Origin of the sequence: Aquimarina sp. MMG015 (assembly GCF_018100855.1) — a bacterium.
In the GTDB taxonomy this organism is placed as follows: domain Bacteria; phylum Bacteroidota; class Bacteroidia; order Flavobacteriales; family Flavobacteriaceae; genus Aquimarina; species Aquimarina latercula.
Window position 1 is genome coordinate 327,936 of sequence record NZ_JAGJEB010000003.1, and the last position, 21,854, is coordinate 349,789.

Below are 21,854 nucleotides of genomic sequence, written 5' to 3' on the forward strand. Positions count from 1 at the left end.
ATTGGTACACAAAATTAAATATACCATTGTAGCAATCATCGGAATTATTATAATCCAAGGATGTGGGGCATACTCTTTTAGTGGAATAAACACTACAGCAACTACATTTCAGGTAGGTTTTTTCCAAAATCAAGCATCAATCATTATCCCTGGAATTGATCAAACGTTTACCAATCAGTTACAAGATTTGATATTAAATCAAACTAATCTAGACCTGGTAACTTCTAACGGAGATATTGCCTATGAAGGCGAAATTGTTCAATATTATGTAGCCCCAACCAATGCAACATCAGCAAACACAGCTGCACAAAACAGACTTACCATTGCTGTAAATGTTCGTTTTTATGACATAAAGAACCCTAAGGAAGATTTAGAACAACGTTTTTCATTCTTTTTCGACTACCCAGCTACACAAGCTGAGACAGCTGTTAGAGATGAAGCTGTCCAAATAATCTATGACAGAATTACTCAGGATATACTAAATGCTACATTAGCAAAGTGGTAAAACCTTAAATTATTATTTTTTGAATACCAAAGAACTTACATATCTATTTCAAAACCCTTTATCTATAAAAAAGGAACAAACAGAAAATCTAGTGAAAATCATTCAAGAGTTTCCTTATTTTCAGTCTGTAAGATCTTTACTCTTAAAAGGGCTTAAAGAAGATGAAAACTTCAGATACAATCAAGAATTAAAAACTACAGCAGCTTATACTACTGACAGAGGAGTTTTGTTTGATTTTATAACATCTGAGCTCTTTAATAGCAGTATCAAAACACTTGATACAGAAAAGAAGATCAATAGTGATATCGATGTTGTAGACGCGCAAGAAGTTAAAGTACTCGAAAGAATCTCCATAGACGATGCTGTATCCATGAATATGGAAGAAGCTGAAGATGTACTTGACCCATCTTTGTTCTCTCATAAAGATGAAGATACCCCTAATAATATTACAATTGCAGAAACAATCATAGAACAATCAGAAAAAAATAATAAACCTGAAAACACTATAATTGCAAAAGATGCCGAAAAAGAATTGGATATAGATAAACCATTTGATTTTGATAAAAAAGAAGCGCATTCTTTTGCAGAATGGTTAAAACTTTCGTCCATACAACCAATTGACAGAGAAACTGAAGTAAAAAATCAAACCGAAGATAAAAAAGGTGAAATTGAAAAACCTTCTGACCAAGAACACAAGTTTAACCTTATCGATGAATTTATTGCCAACAACCCAAAGATCAAACCAGCAGAAAAAAATGCCCCATCTCGAAATTTAGCTAATGAACATATGGTAGCTCCAGACGAGCTAATGACAGAGACTTTGGCTAGAGTTTATTTAGCTCAAAAAAAATACAAAAAGGCAATTCAGGCATATAAAATATTAATTTTGAAAAATCCCGAAAAAAGTGGTTTCTTTGCAGACCAAATTCGAGCGGTAAAAAAATTACAAGAAAATAAATAACAATATATAATGACAACGTTTTCAATCTTTTTAATATTAATCGTAGTTGTGTCATTTTTACTGGTAGTAGTAATTATGGTTCAAAACCCTAAAGGAGGAGGTTTATCGTCTTCTTTTGGTGGAGGTGGAACACAACAATTAGGCGGTGTAAAAAAAACCACAGATTTCTTAGATAAAAGTACTTGGGCATTAGCAACACTGCTATTAGTTCTTATTCTTTTATCTAATGTAGACTTAATGGATGGAGCTACAAACCAAGATCCAACAGTAGACACGAATGATGTAGAATTGATTCAGGATGCACCTTCTGCTCCTGCAACGGATGACACACCTGAAGAATAATTCAGTTTATGAAACCAAGATACAATGCCGACTTGTCATACAGTCGGCATTTTTTGTTTCAATTTGTCAGTATCAAGCCACTGGCATAATTTCTGAAATGCATAGCATCAAATAATTCATTTTAATTTAAAAATATAAAACCAATAATAATGGGAGTAAATATTAAACCTCTTTCGGATCGTGTGGTTATTGAGCCACTTCCAGCGGAAACGCAAACGGCATCAGGATTATACATCCCTGATTCAGCACAGGAAAAGCAACAAAAAGGTAAAGTAGCTGCTGTAGGTAGCGGTAAAAAAGATCACGAAATGACCGTAAAAGTTGGTGATACTGTACTTTATGGAAAATATTCTGGTACTGAATTAAAATTAGACGGTAACGATTATTTAATAATGCGCGAGGATGATATCCTAGCAATCGTTTAACATTCAATCAAAACACAAATCTAAATTTTTGATACCCTGAAGTAAATCAGGAATTCAAGATTAAAAAATTAAAAATATTATGGCTAAAGACATAAAATTTGATATAGAAGCACGTGACGGAATCAAACGTGGTGTAGATGCATTAGCAAATGCAGTAAAAGTAACCTTAGGGCCTAAAGGTCGTAATGTAATCATTAGTAAATCATTTGGTGCTCCTCAGGTAACTAAAGATGGTGTTTCTGTAGCTAAAGAAGTAGAATTAGAAGATGCTCTAGAGAATATGGGAGCGCAAATGGTAAAAGAAGTAGCTTCTAAAACAAATGATCTTGCTGGAGACGGTACAACTACTGCTACCGTTTTAGCACAAGCTATCGTAAAAGAAGGTCTTAAAAACGTAGCTGCTGGAGCTAATCCAATGGATCTAAAACGTGGAATAGACAAAGCCGTTTTAGCAATTACAGCAGATTTAGAAAAGCAGACTAAAGAAGTGGGAAGCTCTTCGGACAAAATCAAGCAAGTAGCAGCTATTTCTGCTAACAATGATGAAACTATTGGAGATCTTATTGCCAAAGCTTTCGGAAAAGTAGGAAAAGAAGGAGTTATTACAGTAGAAGAAGCTAAAGGAACAGATACTCACGTAGATGTTGTAGAAGGAATGCAGTTCGACAGAGGATACCTTTCTCCATATTTCGTTACTAACAGCGAGAAAATGACTGCAGATTTAGAAAATCCTTATATTCTTTTATTTGACAAAAAAATATCAGCAATGAAAGATTTATTACCTGTTCTTGAGCCAGTTGCTCAAACAGGGAAGCCTCTTTTAATTATTGCAGAAGATGTAGACGGAGAAGCATTAGCAACACTAGTTGTAAATAAACTTCGTGGCGCATTAAAAATCGCAGCTGTAAAAGCTCCCGGTTTTGGTGACAGACGTAAAGCTATGTTAGAAGATATTGCTATTCTAACAGGAGGTACTGTAATTTCTGAAGAAAGAGGATTTACTTTAGAAAACACAACTATTGAACATTTAGGTACTGCAGAAAAAGTAGCTATTGATAAAGACAATACAACTGTTGTAAACGGAGCTGGTGCTGAAGATTTAATCAAAAACAGAGTAAATCAAATCAAATCTCAGATCGAAACAACTACTTCTGATTACGATAGAGAAAAGCTACAAGAGCGTTTAGCTAAATTAGCTGGTGGTGTTGCTGTTTTATATGTTGGTGCTGCTTCTGAAGTAGAAATGAAAGAGAAGAAGGATCGTGTGGATGATGCACTTCATGCTACTCGTGCTGCAGTAGAAGAAGGTATTGTTGCTGGTGGAGGTGTTGCTTTAGTTAGAGCTAAATCTGTTCTAGAAAAAGTAAAAACTGAAAACGCTGATGAAGCTACAGGAATACAAATTGTAAACCGTGCTATAGAAGCTCCATTAAGAACGATTGTAGAAAATGCAGGTGGAGAAGGATCTGTTGTAATCTCTAAAGTATTAGAAGGCAAAGACGATTTTGGATATGATGCAAAATCCGAAGCATATGTAGATATGCTAAAAGCTGGTATCATTGATCCTAAAAAAGTGACTCGTATTGCTTTAGAAAATGCAGCTTCTGTCTCAGGAATGATCCTTACTACGGAATGTGCATTAATTGATATCAAAGAAGATGCTCCTGCTGGAGGTGGAATGCCACCAATGGGTGGAGGAATGCCAGGAATGATGTAATAGCAAATTGCTATAGATATAAAATTAGCTAGTTTATGCTACAATACTTAACCCCGTTTCAAAAATTTGAAACGGGGTTTGTTTTTAATATCAATATTGAATTCCCAATGATTAAAACCTTTTTCTAAAAATAGTATCTTTGGATTCATAAAAAAATAAACCAACTTTAACCTTCACTAGTAGTATGCCTAGTCTATATGATGACTTATTTGAAGAAGATGGAAAGAAGAGCAAAGCCAATGATTCTAAATCCCAGCCTATAGACCTGGACAATGATCGTTTTCAAGAAACAGGAAAAGAGTCATTAGATGAGATATTAATACTATCAAAACAATTTAATACAAAGGCAGAGCCATTTTCTAAGCTACTTACCAATACCAGAGCAATCGATCATGAAATCGAAAAAGGAATCATTGATTTTTTCTTAGTTGCAAAAGATAAATACGATCAAGGTACTTTAGCAAAAGAACGTGATTACTATAATTTACTTCAAAACAAATTTGAAGCTGTCATTACCTCAATGCGAGATCTAGGAAGCATACACCTAGAAACAATTAAACAATTTAATCGTGATATTGATAAGGATTATTATTCCATCCAAAAGACCGATAAGCAAGTACAATCAGATAAAGAAATAGCAATTGATCATATCAATATGCAAAGAAAAATTCTTGCAGATGCAGCAGCAAGTTTATCAATTCTAGAAGAAGCTTTAGCAAATACCGAAGATCGATTACGGAATTATATCAACGCTGGAGGAGTAAATAACATCTCTCGTTCTGAATGCGAAATTTTAACACAAAAGCGTATAGATTTAACCAGCGGAAAATCATATCATTTTGATTATTCATTTTTCAAAATGAATTTATTAGATAAAACAGCTATCGCAATGGGAATGTATTTAAAAGAGACTACATCACAATATTTAAATAAATTAAATAACGTTTTTCGTTAATAATTGAACTAATTGTAATTACGAATACTCCTTAACAATATCGGCTACCAATCTAGAAGTTCTTTTATATTTTTCTTTTGCTAATAATCGCTTTGGTGGTGCTTTTCTAACCTCGCAATCCATAATAGAACAAGATTCGCAAGTAACTCCAACCTTCACCTTTGGAATTTTAGAATCATTAACAAATGCAATTTTTTTCTCCAAAGAAGATGATATTAAAAATCCAATACCAATACTACGATAATAATCTTTTCTAAATGGATCTTTGGTAGCAGACGTAAACACAAGATATTGTTGATCCGTATCTGCATAATCAGAAATCTGAATATCGAAAGAATAAGATAGATCATCACTTGCAGTACGTTGTAATGTTTTAATAGCCATCCATCTCCTACAGTAATGCTCATTAATCTCATTTGCATGAGGTTGTTGTTGATGCGTGATATGCAATTCCTTCACTAAATTAAATCGCTCCATTCCTTTTCTATGAGTAAACCTTAAAAAGAAAACATTCTGCATTCCAAAATCCTTAGGCAAAATATTAGTTAGACGTTGGTAAAAGGATTCTGGAGAAGCATTATACAGCTTCATTATTTTATGAAAAGATTTTTCGGAAAAACGTTTTCCAGTAAAAAGATCTTTTAGATGACCTTTTAAATGATTCCTAGGTATAATTAATGCCCCTGCAAAATAAGAAGCATAAAAATTATGCAATACCTCTTCGAAATTATCATAACGTATCCAAGAAAAAGTATAAGGTCGCTGTTTAATCTCCATATATTGATACCCCAACTCCTTTGCATAGATAAATGTTTTCTGCGGCTCATCTACTCTATCTGATAAAAGGAGTGTTTTTGTTGATGGTACAAATACAGATCTCAGATTATCCAACTCTTCGTGATGCGGTATTCCTGCAGTATTAATAGTATAACCATACTCCTCGATCAAAATCTCTTCTAATTCTGACGCAGCAATATTACCCGACAAGTCTAATTGATAAGAATTGGCAAATCGTACGGCAGTATCTTCTAAATCCTTGAAAAAATTGTTATGCGCTTCTTGATAAGATCGTAAAGAAGCTAAATAAAAACCTTCTCTACTCATATTATAATGCTGAGCAATTTCTATGATAGTACTTATAAATGCATTTACCTTAGAAGGGGCATTCGCGATAATATCAATAAGGTCACTTTGCTGGATTCCAAATAACTCTAGTGGAATTTCATCAAGAATTCCTGACTGTAAAATTTCTCCAATTGGAGCAAGGTTTTTATCTAATTTTAAGGAAACTAAACTATCATAAGGCACCTCTAAGGTTTCTGCAAGCTTAATTATCTTATCTGTTTTTGGATATTTTTTTCCTTTTTCTATCTCATTAAGGTACGACTTAGACAACCCACTTAACTTGGATAAACCAAAAAGCGACAAGTCTTTATCTGTCCGTATTTGCTTGATTTTCAGACCAAAAATCAATCTAATATATTCTTCTGCTATTGCCATAAAGCCAAAAGTAGGGATTTTCGCGAATATTTTCAAAAACAAAAAATTCACATTTAGCGAACGTTCGCTTGTTTTATAAAAAACTTTTTTTTAATATTGTTCACTCAAACGATATAGTTATGGAAACTCAAACAAACCTAAGTCAGAAAATTAGCTTTACAAAAGAGGTGAAAAATTATCATCCAGAGATTCTTACGGATGGTGCTTTAGCTTTTCTTGAAGCTTTGCATAATCGTTTTGACGGAAGACGATTAGCACTTTTAAACAACAGAGAACAACAGCAACAACTGTTTGATCTAGAAACTTTTCCAGCATTTCCGGAAAACACTAAAGAAATTCGCAATAGTGAATGGTCCGCAGCTCCAATACCTGCAGATCTTCTGGATAGAAGAGTAGAGATCACAGGTCCTGTTGACAGAAAAATGGTCATCAATGCCTTAAACTCGGGTGCAAAAACATTCATGGCAGATTTTGAAGACAGTAATGCTCCTTTATGGGAAAACTGTTTACAAGGACAAAAAAATCTCATGGATGCCGTCAACAAAACTATTTCGTTCTACAATCCTAAGAAAGATAAAACGTATCAGCTAAATGAAGAAGTAGCTACATTAATTGTACGTCCCAGAGGATTACACCTTAATGAGAAACATCTTTTAATAGAAAACAAGGAAATTAGTGCTTCTCTTTTTGATTTTGCATTGTATGTATTTCATAACAACGAACAACTAAAAGAAAATGGCACCGCTCCTTATTATTACATCCCTAAACTAGAACATTTTACAGAGGCAATCTGGTGGAATGACGTGATCGATTTTTCTGAAGAATATCTTGGTTTAGAACATGCAACTATAAAAGTTACTGTGCTAGTAGAAACTATTACAGCTAGTTTTCAATTAGATGAAATCATTTATGCATTAAAAGAACATATTGTTGGATTAAACTGTGGAAGGTGGGATTATATATTTAGTTACATCAAAAAACTAAGAAATCATAAAGGTTTTGTAGTTCCCGATCGTGCCCAAGTAACTATGACAAGTCCATTTATGGATGCTTATAGCAAAAGAGTAATACAACGATGTCATAAAAGGAATATATTAGCCATAGGAGGTATGGCAGCTCAAATTCCGATCAAAAATGATGAAGAAAGAAACAAGCAAGCATTTGCCAAAGTAAAAGCTGATAAAGAACGTGAAGTAAAGAATGGTCATGATGGAACTTGGGTAGCACATCCAGGTCTGGTACCATTAGCTATGGGTGTTTTCGATATGCATATGCAAGAAGCAAATCAATTAGATGTAAAAAGAGAAGATGTAGTTGTAACAGAAGAAGATCTTTTAGAAACCCCTCAAGGAACTATAACAGAAAAGGGAATCCGAGAAAACATTAATGTTGGCATACACTATATCGCAACTTGGTTAGGAGGAAATGGTGCTGTAGCTCTATACGATCTTATGGAAGATGCCGCTACCGCAGAAATTAGCAGAACCCAAATCTGGCAATGGCTCAAAAACGAAGTAAAACTTGATAATGGATTGAGACTGAATTCTAATATGTTTCATATTCTTTTTGAAGATGAATTGAAAACCATAGAAGATCAAGCAGGAAAAGATCTTTTTGATAGTGAAAATTATCAAAATGCAATCCAGATATTTCACAACTTAGTTACCACTGATAGATTTGAAGAATTTTTAACAACACAAGCTTATAAATACTTATAATAGATTAAAATCATATAGTTAAAAAGCTATTAAAGCTACCACACTAAAATTAAACAATTCTAATTTTTTCCGATTTTATAATTGTGCTCTTACAGCATTCGTTTTAAACGAATGCTGTTTTTTTGTAACATCTAACTACACTTGTAGTCTTATAAAAGTAATATAACAAACCATCAATCAAATGCCGGTCACACAAGATATCAACACTCAAGATAACTGGAAGTTATCAACAAAAATTATTTTTAGATTCTTTTTTGTTTATCTCTTTCTAAACATCTTTCCGTTTCCATTCTATTATATAGGTTTAATTCCAGGACTAGGGAATATTTTCTCTTTCTATTACGACGGATTTGAGCAGTTATGTCTTTGGAGTGGAAAAAACATCCTAAATATCACGTATGAAATATCTATGCAACCTTCGGGAAGTGGAGATACTACGGCTGATTATGTATTTCAATTCGTATACTTATACATTGCAGTTATCGCTACTATCATCTGGAGCATTATTGATTTAAAAAGATCTAACTACAACAAGTTATTACTTTACACAAGAACCCTTGTTAGGTATTACCTAATTGCTACTATGTTTTCTTATGGGTTTTCTAAAGCTTTCACCCTTCAATTTTCGGAGTTACGAAATATAGACCTCATCAAACCTTTTGGTAATCAATCTCCTATGGGGTTAATGTGGAATTTTATGGAGTATAGTGATACTTATACGAAATTTTCAGGTTATGCAGAAATCATTGCTGGGATATTATTGATTTTTAGAAAAACTACACTTTTGGGTTCATTTATGATCATAGGTGTAATGTTCAATGTTTTCATGATGAACATGAGTTATGATATTCCTGTAAAGTTGTATAGTGCTTTACTAACAATAATGGGATTATTTTTATTAGCACCAGATATTAAAAACATTCTAAATTTCTTTGTTCTAAACAAAACGGTGAATCAAAAAGATATTCCGCAATATTTTAGTAAAAAGAAACTACAAATTGCTGCTATTTCAATAAAAATTATAGTTATAGGATATCTATTTTACACCAATATCGAAGGTTCTATTGAAGGAGAAAAACAGTGGGGTAAAAAAGCGCCAAAACCAGCTTTATTTGGTATTTACGAAGTAAAAGAATTCATTAAAAACGATGACACTTTACCTCCATTAACAACAGACACTATCCGCTGGAAACGCTTAATAGTAGATAAACGATATAGTAATATTCAGACTATGGATGAAATGTTTATTCGACTTAAAGAAAAAACAGATTCGACATCACAAACATTAAATCTAATTTCATATAGTGATAGCACAGATATAAGAAGTTTTTCTTATACGAAAAAGGATAGCATCTATACTTTTGAAGGAACTTACAAATGTGATAATCTTAAAATTATTGCTAAAAAGAAAGAACGAGAAGAATTCTTATTGATTAATAGAGGGTTTCATTGGATCAATGAAAATCCATTTAATCGATAATTTTAAACTTGGTTTTAATTGTTTTTATAAATAAGAAAGTACTCCTATTTTTAACCACATTTCCATCTAAAATCAGAAATCTTAAACTTTTTATTTTTAAAGTTATAGTGCCACCATTCTGTTCTAATAATAGAGAAACCATGTTTTTCCATAATTTCTTTAAGTAGTTTACGATTAGCAAGTACCTCATCAGATAGCGACTTATAAGAATGATGTGCTTCTTTACCAAAATGATCGAATTTAGTACCCATATCAAGTTGATTCCCTTTCAAATCAGTAAGGGTTATATCTACGGCAGCTCCCTTATTATGAATTGATCCTCCTTTAGGATCAGCAACATACCCAGGATTAGGAAATATTTTCCACATCTTTTTCTGTACACTATGCGGTCTATAGCAATCAAACAACTTAATTCGATATCCTTTTGCCATAAAATCTTTATTAGCTGCAATTAGTGCTTTGGCAACAACTCCTCTTACATAACACTTAGCACAAGAATAAACTGCTTTTTTCAAAAAATTATCGCTGGTGGCGTATTTCATGTCTAACACAAAATAATTAGATAATTCCTCAATATTTACAAACTCTCCATCCTCAATTGGACTTTGCTCTACTGTCTTGTTATCGAATCTATCTAAAGAATCTTGCCATTTCTGCATATTCTTTTCTACCCTTTCCGCTCTTAACTGAATGGCTTTTGATTTTTCTAACAATGCTAATGTACTAGCACTGGTCATAGTAGTGACAGAGGTTTCCTTACAAGAAAAAAGTAAGGCTAAAAATGTAATAAATAGTAGTTTTTTTACCATATCCCTTTCGTTTTTGACCACAATATTTATTAGTATCTAATTTTACAACAATAGCAAAACATATCGTAGGTGAGTTTTTAAAAAAACACCCCACAATACTAACGATTGTAATCTAATAAAAAACGTAATCCAATATTTCCCTAAATTAAAGATACGTTGTTTTCACCTACAATGAAAGAAAAACGTTAATATTTTAACATTTAGGAGTTTAAAAATATTTATTCTAAGTAAGTTATTTTCTTCCTAGGGTATCAATTATACTACCACAAGTAAGCATTGCTTCTCCAAAATAAGGGTTCCTAATTTCTTTTTCCTTACTTAACCAAATAGCCCCTTTATTGTTGCCCGCCATTGGACACTTTTGAATATATATGTGTTCAGAAAAACTATCTATTCTTTTAATCATACTCTCTAAATTTTCATTTAGACTAATAAAGTAATCTCTTTGTTCTTCTAGACTTTCTTTTTCTTTGATTAATTCTAAAACAAGTAAAACTTCCTTCAAATATTTGCCAACATCGTTTTGTAACTCCTTAGTATCTATATCTTCTAGCCCTTCTATCATTTTTTCAGAAAACACGGAAGCTTCTTTAGCATCACTCTTTACCAAAGCATCTTTTAACTTAAAATACACTGACAATGTCCGAAGAAACCTTTTTTGAAAATCACCTGTTAGGTTTATTTTCTCACTTTCTTCTTTATCCGATGAACCAGTTGTTTCTGTCTGATTCATCATAGATCGTTTGCCTTGCAATTGAGCCGCAGCGTCTACCGTAAAAGTTCCGTTTGTCACAATTGTCTCTCCTTCTTTTATGCCTTCTAAAATTTGATATTCGTGCTCATAAGAAGTGCCAAGTGTTACTTCTCTCATCTCAAAAACAGGTTGATCAGATTTAACCTTTACATATACAATTGAACGTTTTCCGGTCCATAAGACCGCACTTCTAGGTATTGCAATTGTTTTATTAGATTCCTGGTTTGCTACCGCAATAACTCCTTCTATAAACATTCCAGGTTTAAAAACATTATCTTTATTTACAAGTACAGCTCTCACAGTTATCGTTCTTGTATTTGTATCTAAAACTGGATCTATAAATGAAATTTTAGCATCAAAATTCATCTCGGGATATGCTTTCGTTTTAATTTTAATATGTTGTCCAATTTTTAATAAAGAAATTTGATTCTCATAAGCATCAAAAGATGCCCACAACGAATTTAAATTTGATATTTTATATAATATTTGCCCTCTATCCACATGATTTCCTTCTTCTATTATTTTTTCAGAAACTACACCAGACATATGCGCATGGATAGGAAATGTTTCTTTGATTTTTCCAGAAGATTCGATTAAATCAATTTGATCTTCTGAAATTTTCCTTAGCTTCAACTTATTCCTTACCGCCTTATATAGAGCTGGTTGTTCTTTTTTTAATTTAACAGCGGTTAACAACTCTTGCTGAGCAGCCACTAATTCCGGAGAATATAAAATTGCAATTGTTTGTCCTTTATAAACTTTATCTCCTACCGAATTAATCAACAATTTTTCTACTCTACCCGAAAAATGGGTTACCTGAACCGTATTGGTTTCTTCATTTTCTTTAATCTTACCTGATAATTTCACCTCTTGCGATTCTGAAGTCGTCATACCTACCACAGAGGTCCGAATATTAGCTAAAGCCATTGCATTTTCAGTCATACTAAACTGATCCATCGAAAGTCCATTTTCTTTGATTTCAGAACGCACCAAATCCATCCCACATATTGGACAATCTCCAGGTTCGGATTTCATAATTTTCGGATGCATCGAACATGTCCACATTTGATCTAAAACTTCTGCCGAATGATTGTGTTCTTCAATAAATTCGCTAGTCGAATTACCATCAAAAATAAGATACCCTAAAAGCAACCCAATCAATATTGAAATGATTATATAAACAACATTTTTCTTCATCATAATTATCTTTTAAAAAATTTCCTAAGTGTTGGAGAGGAAACATACCAAAGTAAAAAACCACTAAGTACCGTTATCAACCCTAATAGAGAAAAAACTCTTAACACCTTAGTATTAAAATCATCTCTTCCTTCATAATCCATCGTATGTGTCATCCACAAAAAATCGAACCATCTCCAAGATTGATGTCTTACTCTCTGAAAAGAACCATCTAAAGCAGATATATATACTTTTACATTATCTGGATGATTATAATTAATTACAAATGCAGGTAATGATCTTCCTCTATATTCGTGATGTTTTCCAACTTTGTCAATAAAATCAACAGAAGTAACTTCTAAATCAGATCGCATATGTACCGAAGCTATCTTTAATGCTTCTTCTTTTGATATTTTTGATTTTAATTTCCCAGATCTAGCATTAATTAAAACACTATCATTTACCCAATAAAATGGATGACCAGCTATTGTTCTTAATTCTAAAGAAGAAACTGCAGGTAATGAAAAAGTCGAATCTAATTTTAACAAATTAGAATGTACTACTGGGATTATTTCATTCTTAAATTGATCACCATGAATCTCATCAATATCCGTCCAACTGAAATATAATCCGCTAACTGTCCACATTAAGAATTGTATTCCTAAGAACACCCCCAGATAACGATGTGCTTTTCTTATAAATATTGCTGTTTTTCTTTTAATCATTCTATCAATATTTCTTCTATGAATATATTTTTATGAGCATCCAAAAAGCCATTCCTAGCATAATCGAATTCTCAATAAAAGTAGCTTTAGTCATCGGCAATTTTAGAGCTGTTCCTAAACAAGCACACTGGATACTTCTTTTGTCTATTAATACTTTAGTAACACCAATGGTTGTGATACCCAAAATTAATATGGTAATTATTAATGCTATATTAATTTTAAATCGCATTAAAAACATCAATCCTAATCCAACTTCTATAAAAGGATATACCCAACTATAAAAGGGTATTTTTTTAGCCAAAGGGTCATACATTGCAAACGACCCGAAAAAACCTTTTAAATCTAGTATTTTAAAAAAACTAAAAACGACATAAAACAACCCCATAAAATCCATCATAAAATCATCCGTATTCCACGATTGATAATTGATCATTACAGATGCACTAGTGATATATCCAAAAATCAAAAAAAGTGGCAATAATTGTTTTAATTCACTCTTATCTGATACGAGAATATCTTCTACTGCATTATAATTTTGATTCCCTTTTTCTGTAATTGTATACTTAGTTGGAATTGTTTTTATTAAGTGATCAACGGGCAACCTCTCGCTAAAAACAATAACAGCTTCTTTTTTCTCCAGATTTACGGTGGCACTAGAAACTTCTGGAATAGTAGTCAAAACATGTTCTAATCCTGATCTGCAACCTTCGCAGGTCATCCCATCTATATGATATTTTATTTTCATTTTATTGTTTCATTAACGCTCCCGCATTTTAGCATTTTATTACCATAATAAGGATTACGCACTTCTTTAGAGTCGGATAACCAATACCCTCCATTTCCATCAAAAGCCATTGGACAAAATTGCTTATATACCTCTCCAGAAGTAATAGCAGAAGTATTAATTAATTTTTCGGTTTCTACTGTAAGTGTTACAAAAAAATCTCTCTGCTTTTTAATATCTTTAGTAAGAGCGATTAATTTTGCTGTAGATTTTAATTGTTTTGTTTGATCTGTATCCTTTATAAGATTACCCATCTTTTTCGCTTCTTGCTGTACAACCTTAAAATTAGAATTTACCAGCCCTCTTTTTATCAATAAATATTGATCATAAATTTTGGTAACATTATCATCATCAAAAACAATTTCACTTCTAGAATCTGTAAGATTAAGATCCACATTGCTTTCTACAGCTACTTCTTCTTTTACTGGAATCTCTTTTTTTGATTCCTTCTGATCCTTCCCACAGGAATAAATTGATACAACTATTATACCTGCAAGAATGGTTTTTAAAAATATTTTATTCATTATTTTATCTTTTTGTTATTACTACTTTTTTCTATTATACTACCTTAAATAATTCAGCACTGCCGTTTGCATAAAATACATTGCTATAGCTTCAATTTTCTTGTTTTCGAAATCTAACAACATCTGTTGTACATCTAACACATCTTCAAAATTAAGCTGAGTTGTTTGGTATGCTGATAATATTATCTCTTCTGCTTGTTTAGCCTGCATTATATTTTTTTGTTGTGTGTCGTAATTAATTCGAGCGGTAATCCTATTATTTATTGCTTCTTCCATCATATTTTCTAGGTTATTCTGAGAAGCTTCTCTTTTTTGATATACTTCCTCCTTTTGTAACTCATACTGTTTAGAACGCGACTTGTGTTTTTTAGAAAAAAGAGGAACAGAAAGTGAAATCTTTGGCATAACAATGTCTTTTCCATTATCAGAAAAACTAATATTTGGTCGTTCTTCAACAATTACGTAATCTAAACCTATACCTATTGAAGGCAAAGATTCTTTGGCATTAACACTCTCTTTTTTATCTAATAAATCACCTAAATGATCATAAGTCATCAATTCGGGATGGTACGTGATATCATCTAATATCATTGTAGGTTCTTCTTCGGGAATAAATAAATTATCTGGAACTACTAATGGATCAAAACCATCTCTATGTAACAATTGATTCATTGCTGTTTCAGCCGTAAGAATTTTTCCTTTTAAAATCTCTTCTTCGTTCTGAAGATTATTTTTTGCGATATTAAATTTTAAGACATCTACGGTAGATGCTCTATTATTCTCAACTTCTTTAAGTGCAATCTCAATATAAGTATCTAATAGCTTATTTTGTTCTACTAATATTTTTTGTCTTGCCTTTAATTCATATAGCCTATAATAAGTTTGCTCTACCAGCAAGGTAATTTTCCTTTTTGCAATTTCTAATTCATTTTTATTTACCTCACTTTCAGTAGAAGCAGTTTCTTTTCTTGCTTTTATTGTTCCAAACCAAGGGATATTCTGCTGCACATTGAATCTAGCTTTTTGGGCTCCAGTTCGTGTTTCTGGTTCACTTACGAAATATCCTGTTCCAATTGTTGTATTCGGCAACCCTCCAACTTCATGTACCTTTTCTAAACTTACATCTAATACATTCTGAGCTGCCTTAAGTTCAGGATTATTTTCTTTTGCTTCTCTTATATATTCTTGCAACGTCTGAGCACTGGTAATATTTAAAAAGAAAATAAAAAAACTCAATATTGCTCCCTTTTTCACCTCAAAGAGCGAGGTAAAAAAGTAAAAATGGCTATTTCTTTTATTTAAAATATTTATTGTATTCATTTCCTTTATTCTATTTTTTCTTTTTTTAATAAAAACTCTGCTCTCCAACTAAATAAAACTGGCACTACAAATAATGTGATTAACGCTATCAACATGCCTCCAAAACTAGGTATCGCCATCGGAATCATAATATCGCTTCCTCTTCCTGTTGATGTTAATATTGGCAATAATGCTAAGATGGTAGTGGCCGTTGTCATCAAGCAAGGCCGTATCCTTTTCTCACCTGCTTCTATTACAGAAGATCTAATATCATGTAATGTTTTTGGTTTATTTCTTTTAAAAGTTTGTGTCAAATAAGTTGCCATAATAACTCCATCATCCGTAGCAATACCAAATAAAGCGATAAACCCAATCCAAACTGCTACACTTAAATGAATTGTTTGCATCTGGAACAAATCTCTTAAATTATCTCCAAAGAAATTAATATTAAAAAACCAATCTTGCCCATATAACCAAATCATTAAAAAACCGCCAGCAAAAGCAACTGCTATTCCTGTAAACACCATAAGAGATGTAGTCACAGATTTAAACTGAAAGTATAGAATCAAGAAAATAATTACCAACGCCAATGGAATAACAAAAGATAATGTTCTCTCAGCTCGTATTTGATTTTCGTAGGTACCAGTAAATTGATAATTGATTCCTTTTGGAACCACAAGTTCTCCCTTATTAATTTTTTTCTGAATTAATTCTTGTGCATTTTGTATTACATCTACTTCCGCATACGCTTTCAACCTATCAAATAACACGTATCCAATAAGAAACGTATCCTCGCTTTTTATTACTTGTGGTCCTTGTTCATATCTAATAGTTACCAACTCACTTAATGGAATCGGATTACCTTTTGAAACTGGTATATATATCTTTTTAAGATCTTCTGGATTGGATCGCAAATCTCTTGGATATCGGACTCTAATCCCATAACGTTCTCTTCCATCCACTGTTTGGGTAAGCATCATTCCACCTAAAGCGACTTGCAATACTCTTTGAACCCCTTCAATAGAAACCCCATATCGAGCAATTCGATCACGATCTATATCGATTAACAAATAAGGTTTTCCTATAATTCTATCAGCAAAAACTGCTTCATTTTTAACACCTTCTACTTGTTTTAAAATTTCTTCTAACTGAATACCAAAATTTTCAATGTCTTTGAGATTTTGCCCTTTTACTTTAATTCCCATTGGGGCTCTCATTCCAGTTTGTAGCATTATCAATCTGGTTTCTATAGGCTGTAATTTTGGAGCTGAAGTTACTCCAGGAAGATTCGTAACACTAACAACTTCTTTCCATATATCATCTGGAGATTTAATGTGTGGTCTCCAGTTTCTATAATATTCTCCGTTCTCATCGGAAATTAATTGATGTTTTTTAGCTTTGGCGTTTCCTACAAATCGACCATCTCTAAGCTCGAATAAACCATCTTCATTGACTTTAAATCGCTGTCGTTCTCCATTATCATTTAATACATATTCTGATTTATACAGAATTATATTTTCATACATGGATAAAGGAGCAGGATCTAATGCTGATTCTGTTCTTCCTGCCTTACCAACAACAGTTTTTATCTCTGGAATTGTGGCTACCGCCATATCTAGCTGTTGTAATACTCTTTTATTTTCTTCTACTCCAGCGTGTGGTAATGATGTAGGCATTAAAAGAAATGAACCTTCATTTAAAGAAGGCATAAACTCTTTACCGGTATTTTTCATTATAAAAATACCCACTACTACTAAAGTCATTGGCAACAACATAAATACTAGCTTATTACACAATGCCCAATTTAAAATTTTTACATAGTACTTTCTGAACATACCAAATAAACCTAGTAATCCAAAACAGATAAAACCAACAAAGATTACATTCCAAACAACACTTTTTTCTACTCCCAATGGTCTCCAATACACCGCTAAAAGAAAAACAATAGTGATTCCAGAAATAATAATCTGAATTGTATTTATTCTATCTACAGAAAGTTGTAATACAAACTGTAACAATTTAGTTACACCAAATGCTATAAGAACAAGACCTAATAAAATTCCATAATAAAGTGCTACAATACCTGAGATAATTAATATCGTATTAAAAACATACCCTATAACTTTTTTAGTAGATCGTTTTTTAAATAAAAATGCAGCAAAAGGCGGTATCAAAAATAATGCTATAATGATTGATGATACAAGTGCCATTGTCTTGGTAAAAGCTAATGGCCGAAAAAGTTTTCCTTCTGCTCCTATCATCGTAAAAACAGGAATAAAACTTATAATAGTCGTTAAAACGGCTGTTAGTATAGCACCGGAAACTTCACTAGTTGCATTATAAACTACAGTATTAATTGATAAGTTATTTTTATTATCATCAAGATGTCTTATGATATTTTCTGAAAGAATCACCCCAACATCAACCATAGTACCAATAGCAATTGCTATACCGGATAAAGCTACAATGTTAGCCTCTACATCAAAGATTTTCATGGTAATGAAAACCATCAAAACTGCCACAGGTAATAATCCTGAAATTAAAACAGAAGCTCTAAGATTAAAGACCATAAGAATGATTACCAAAACTGTGATTAGTATTTCTAGTGTTAGTGCTTCATTTAGTGTACCTAGAGTTTCCTTAATCAACTCGGTTCTATCATAAAAAGGAACAATAGTTAATTTAGACGTACGACCATCACTAAGTACTTTAGATGGCAATCCTGAACTTAATTCTTTTATTTTATTTTTTACATTAGTAATAACTTCCATAGGGTTTGAGCCATACCTTGCAACTACAACTCCTCCCACTACTTCTGCTCCTTCTTTATCCAAAATTCCTCGTCGGGTAGATGGTCCGAGAGAAACTTTAGCTATATCTTTTATCCGGATCGCTGTATAACTTTCTGAAGCGACCACTGCATTTTCTATATCAGCGATAGACTTAACATACCCCAAACCTCTTACCAGATATTCGGCTTGATTAATCTCTAATGTTTGTGCTCCAATATCTCGATTACTTTCTTTTACAGCTTTAACCACCTGATGTAATCCAATATTATATTGCTTCATCAATTCTGGATCTACATCCACCTGATATTCCTGAACATATCCTCCTACCGATGCTACTTCAGAAACTCCACCAGCTGATGATAACGCATACTTTACATAGTAATCTTGGATACTTCTTAATTCTTGAAGATCCCAACCTCCTGTTACCTTTCCTTTTTCATCTCGCCCTTCTAGGGTATACCAAAAAATTTGTCCAAGGCCGGTAGCATCAGGTCCTAATAACGGATTCACTTCGTTAGGCAATAAATCATTCGGCAAAGAATTTAGCTTTTCTAGAATTCGACTGCGACTCCAATAAAACTCTACATCTTCTTCAAAAATGATATAGATACTAGAAAAACCAAACATAGAAGAGCTACGAATTGTTTTAACCCCAGGCAGACCGAGTAAAGAAGTCGTTAATGGATAAGTAATTTGATCTTCTATATCCTGAGGGGATTTTCCATCCCATTTGGTAAAAACAATCTGTTGATTCTCTCCAATATCAGGTATTGCATCCACAGCTACAGGATCATTAGGTAAAAAACCTAAATCCGATTGGAATGGCGAATGAATAAGACCCCAACCTATTAAAATCAATAGTAATAAAACTGCTATTAGTTTGTTTTCTATTAAAAACTTGATGCTTTTATTCAGCATACTTAATGAGATTTAGTAATTATTAATAACGTCAATTGATTTCACTACAGTGAACTCAACAACTTTTTTGCTAACAATAATTCTATATGATTAAGACTAGCAAACAATAACAATACTCTAAATCAAATGAGATATGTCTCGTAAAGAATAAAAAAATCTGTAATCCTTTCGGGTGGAGAATATTCTTTAAAAATCAGGTTGTTCTCTTTTTTTGGAACAAAGAGGTGTTGATAAGAATTGAAAAATGAGATGAAAATCATTTTTTGAGGAAAATCAATCTGATCAAAGGAAATCTTAAGCTCATCTTGACCTTCTACAACGATTACTTCATTTTTACAACAAGACTTTTTCTTTATTTCTATATTGTGATCTAAGGAATGATTCATCATTTCCATCCCGCAATCTTTAGCTTTCGAAAACACAGCAACATCCACTAAAAATCGACCGCAATAGTGCTTTTCTACAGTAAATGATAAAGTAGACAATAACACTAAACATGCTAAAGACATTGATACTATTTTCTGAAAACTCTTTTTCATTCTAACATCAAAAATACATAATATTTAAAGAATAGTCGTTTTTTTGCATTTTCCTTAGAAACTTTTAACAAAACAATACCACACTAAAAATCAGACAATTTTAAATATTTTAAATACTTTTGCCGAAAAATTGTAAGGAATGCTATTTAAAGAATTAAAACCAAAGGTTGTTGACATACTCAAGAATAATGATAACTCGGTTACAGATAGATTACACGAAATATGTCAATTATTAAGTGATACTATTGAATACTATGATTGGGTAGGTTTTTATTTTAAAAATGGTGATAAAGAAGAATTAAAACTTCGAACTTATGTTGGTGAAGAGACCGATCACGAAATCATACCTTTTGGAAAAGGGATTTGTGGTCAGGTAGCTGTATCTAATGAAAACTTTGTAGTTCCAGATGTTCAGGCTCAAGATAATTATATCGCTTGTAGTTTTACTGTGAAATCTGAAATTGTTATCCCTTTATTTAAAGATGGAGAAAATATTGGACAAATAGATATTGATTCAGAAACTCCCAATCCTTTTACAGAAGAGGATGAAAGATTTCTAGAATTTGTAAACCAAGAAGTCGCAAAAATACTGTAGTAAGAGTATTGTAAGAAAACAATTTTACGTAACAGAATCAAGTTTCTTTGATTGCATGCTCTTGTCAAAATTTGACGAAATATCTGATAAGAGATGGTAACGATCAAGATATAATTTTGAAATCTAGTATTTAAGTTTAAATTTAGGGATGCTATAATTTTCAATTGATATGTCATCGTTACTTCAAAAAATACACGACCTTCAGGATATAAATACCTTATCCAAGCACGAACAAATCGTTAATGGAATAACCGATGCCATTGATTCTGGAATACTAAAAGTAGGAGATAAACTGCCCTCTATTAATGAAATGGTAGCCGAAATTGGATATGCAAGAAAAACCTTTGTAAAAGCATATACCGAACTAAAAGAACGAGGATTAGTAGAATCTAAAAACCTTAAAGGATACTATATTATTAGTGAAGAAACGAATGTAAAATTAAAAGTAGCTCTAATTTTATTTGCGTTTCATAGTTTCCAAGAAGATTTTTATAACACCTTTAGAAAAGAGCTTGGTAAAAAATATCACATTGATATTTTCTTTCACCACAATAATCTAACGCTACTTAAGACGATATTAGATAATATTTCTCGTAAATATGGTATGTATGTTATTGCTCCAATACAAGAAAAAGAAGTTCCATCGATGATGAAACAAATACCTTCTGATCGCCTATTAATTGTGGATCGTTATTTAAAAATGCCTAAAGACTATTCTTATGTTTCTCAAGAGTTTGAAGAAGTAACCTATCAAAAACTAGTAGAGCTTACTCCTCAAATTAAAAAGTACAATAAATTCGTATTGTTCTTTAAGAAAAATTCAGATTTCCCTCCAGAAATCCTATTTGCGTTTAACCGTTATGTAAAAGATTTTAAGATAAATGGGGAAGTTTTAACTGGTTATGAACCTAATACTCTTAAAAAAAGTACTGCGTATTTTTCTATAAGTGACACTCAATTATGGAAGGTATTAAAAGATGCGCGAAAAATGGAATATCGAATTGGAGCTGATATAGGTATTCTTGCTCACGATGATAATATTGTAAAAGAAATTGCATTTGGAGGAATTACAACAATTTCTACTGATTTTGCAGAAATTGCCAAAAAAGCAGCACTCTTCGTAAAAGAAGGAAAACCCATTCAAGAAATTGTTCCTACATATCTGAGACAACGCAACTCTCTATAGAACTCCTACTCTTCTGGAACTTACAATGAACCCGATTCGTTGTAATTGATACATTCTGGTTCCTACGTCATAATGAATTCTTTAATACCACCCAAAGAACCAATGTGACATATTCGTATTTTTTAAGCTATTTAAGTACAAATAATTCAA

At 32.3% G+C, this 21,854-nt stretch carries 19 protein-coding genes; 10 read left to right on the forward strand and 9 right to left on the reverse strand.

The genetic code is table 11. The annotated features are described in order from the left end of the window. The first annotated feature begins 1 nt into the window (after nucleotide 1). The 6 genes from J8L88_RS08115 to J8L88_RS08140 all read left to right on the forward strand — a co-directional run bounded on the left by J8L88_RS08115 (nucleotide 2) and on the right by J8L88_RS08140 (nucleotide 4,905). Nucleotides 2-505 (forward strand): LptE family protein, encoded by a 504-nt coding sequence (locus J8L88_RS08115; RefSeq protein WP_233557497.1) that lies wholly within the window; start codon nucleotides 2-4, stop codon nucleotides 503-505. A gap of 19 nt (nucleotides 506-524) precedes the next feature. Further along, on the forward strand, nucleotides 525-1,466 hold the full coding sequence (locus J8L88_RS08120) for a hypothetical protein (RefSeq protein WP_027395003.1): 942 nt from the start codon (nucleotides 525-527) through the stop codon (nucleotides 1,464-1,466). Between the two features lie 9 nt (nucleotides 1,467-1,475). After that, nucleotides 1,476-1,808 carry a preprotein translocase subunit SecG gene (secG, locus tag J8L88_RS08125; protein WP_211060471.1) on the forward strand — a complete coding sequence of 111 codons (333 nt, stop codon included), beginning with the start codon at nucleotides 1,476-1,478 and terminating at the stop codon, nucleotides 1,806-1,808. Between the two features lie 149 nt (nucleotides 1,809-1,957). Then, the gene (gene groES, locus J8L88_RS08130) at nucleotides 1,958-2,233 is read left to right on the forward strand and encodes a co-chaperone GroES (RefSeq protein WP_027395001.1); all 276 of its coding nucleotides are present in this window, start codon (nucleotides 1,958-1,960) and stop codon (nucleotides 2,231-2,233) included. Between the two features lie 79 nt (nucleotides 2,234-2,312). Beyond that, a complete protein-coding gene (gene groL / locus J8L88_RS08135; RefSeq protein ID WP_027395000.1) occupies nucleotides 2,313-3,950 on the forward strand; it encodes a chaperonin GroEL in 1,638 nt (545 codons plus the stop codon). A gap of 184 nt (nucleotides 3,951-4,134) precedes the next feature. After that, nucleotides 4,135-4,905 carry a hypothetical protein gene (locus J8L88_RS08140; protein WP_027394999.1) on the forward strand — a complete coding sequence of 257 codons (771 nt, stop codon included), beginning with the start codon at nucleotides 4,135-4,137 and terminating at the stop codon, nucleotides 4,903-4,905. A gap of 18 nt (nucleotides 4,906-4,923) precedes the next feature. Here the strand turns inward: J8L88_RS08140 and J8L88_RS08145 are convergent, their stop codons facing one another. Next, nucleotides 4,924-6,405 (reverse strand): helix-turn-helix domain-containing protein, encoded by a 1,482-nt coding sequence (locus tag J8L88_RS08145; protein ID WP_233557498.1) that lies wholly within the window; start codon nucleotides 6,403-6,405, stop codon nucleotides 4,924-4,926. Nucleotides 6,406-6,524: 119 nt separating this feature from the next. Between J8L88_RS08145 and aceB the strand changes: the two genes are divergently transcribed. After that, nucleotides 6,525-8,123 (forward strand): malate synthase A, encoded by a 1,599-nt coding sequence (gene aceB, locus J8L88_RS08150; RefSeq protein ID WP_211060472.1) that lies wholly within the window; start codon nucleotides 6,525-6,527, stop codon nucleotides 8,121-8,123. Between the two features lie 181 nt (nucleotides 8,124-8,304). Further along, nucleotides 8,305-9,603: a hypothetical protein gene (locus tag J8L88_RS08155; RefSeq protein ID WP_211060473.1), complete on the forward strand. Its 1,299-nt coding sequence runs from the start codon at nucleotides 8,305-8,307 to the stop codon at nucleotides 9,601-9,603. A 50-nt stretch (nucleotides 9,604-9,653) separates the two neighbouring features. Here the strand turns inward: J8L88_RS08155 and J8L88_RS08160 are convergent, their stop codons facing one another. From J8L88_RS08160 to J8L88_RS08195, 8 genes are all read right to left on the reverse strand, one after another. Next, the gene (locus tag J8L88_RS08160) at nucleotides 9,654-10,412 is read right to left on the reverse strand and encodes a M15 family metallopeptidase (RefSeq protein WP_118387720.1); all 759 of its coding nucleotides are present in this window, start codon (nucleotides 10,410-10,412) and stop codon (nucleotides 9,654-9,656) included. Nucleotides 10,413-10,644: 232 nt separating this feature from the next. After that, nucleotides 10,645-12,366 carry an efflux RND transporter periplasmic adaptor subunit gene (locus tag J8L88_RS08165; RefSeq protein WP_369899297.1) on the reverse strand — a complete coding sequence of 574 codons (1,722 nt, stop codon included), beginning with the start codon at nucleotides 12,364-12,366 and terminating at the stop codon, nucleotides 10,645-10,647. Nucleotides 12,367-12,368: 2 nt separating this feature from the next. After that, on the reverse strand, nucleotides 12,369-13,067 hold the full coding sequence (locus J8L88_RS08170; RefSeq protein WP_211060474.1) for a PepSY domain-containing protein: 699 nt from the start codon (nucleotides 13,065-13,067) through the stop codon (nucleotides 12,369-12,371). Nucleotides 13,068-13,083: 16 nt separating this feature from the next. Continuing rightward, on the reverse strand, nucleotides 13,084-13,812 hold the full coding sequence (locus J8L88_RS08175; protein WP_211060475.1) for a heavy-metal-associated domain-containing protein: 729 nt from the start codon (nucleotides 13,810-13,812) through the stop codon (nucleotides 13,084-13,086). Next, nucleotides 13,809-14,375: a DUF3347 domain-containing protein gene (locus J8L88_RS08180; RefSeq protein ID WP_211060476.1), complete on the reverse strand. Its 567-nt coding sequence runs from the start codon at nucleotides 14,373-14,375 to the stop codon at nucleotides 13,809-13,811. The genes J8L88_RS08175 and J8L88_RS08180 overlap by 4 nt, the downstream gene beginning before the upstream one ends. 39 nt (nucleotides 14,376-14,414) lie before the next feature. Further along, a complete protein-coding gene (locus J8L88_RS08185; RefSeq protein WP_147404025.1) occupies nucleotides 14,415-15,695 on the reverse strand; it encodes a TolC family protein in 1,281 nt (426 codons plus the stop codon). Nucleotides 15,696-15,700: 5 nt separating this feature from the next. Beyond that, complete coding sequence (locus J8L88_RS08190; RefSeq protein ID WP_211060477.1) at nucleotides 15,701-19,384, reverse strand: efflux RND transporter permease subunit; 3,684 nt, start codon at nucleotides 19,382-19,384, stop codon at nucleotides 15,701-15,703. Nucleotides 19,385-19,506: 122 nt separating this feature from the next. After that, the gene (locus J8L88_RS08195) at nucleotides 19,507-19,893 is read right to left on the reverse strand and encodes a hypothetical protein (protein WP_051336277.1); all 387 of its coding nucleotides are present in this window, start codon (nucleotides 19,891-19,893) and stop codon (nucleotides 19,507-19,509) included. A gap of 169 nt (nucleotides 19,894-20,062) precedes the next feature. Between J8L88_RS08195 and J8L88_RS08200 the strand changes: the two genes are divergently transcribed. Beyond that, nucleotides 20,063-20,518, forward strand: coding sequence for a GAF domain-containing protein (locus tag J8L88_RS08200; RefSeq protein ID WP_027394987.1), 456 nt, complete (start codon nucleotides 20,063-20,065; stop codon nucleotides 20,516-20,518). Nucleotides 20,519-20,687: 169 nt separating this feature from the next. Continuing rightward, nucleotides 20,688-21,704, forward strand: a complete 1,017-nt coding sequence (locus J8L88_RS08205) for a GntR family transcriptional regulator (protein ID WP_211060478.1) — start codon at nucleotides 20,688-20,690, stop codon at nucleotides 21,702-21,704. Nucleotides 21,705-21,854 lie beyond the last annotated feature (150 nt).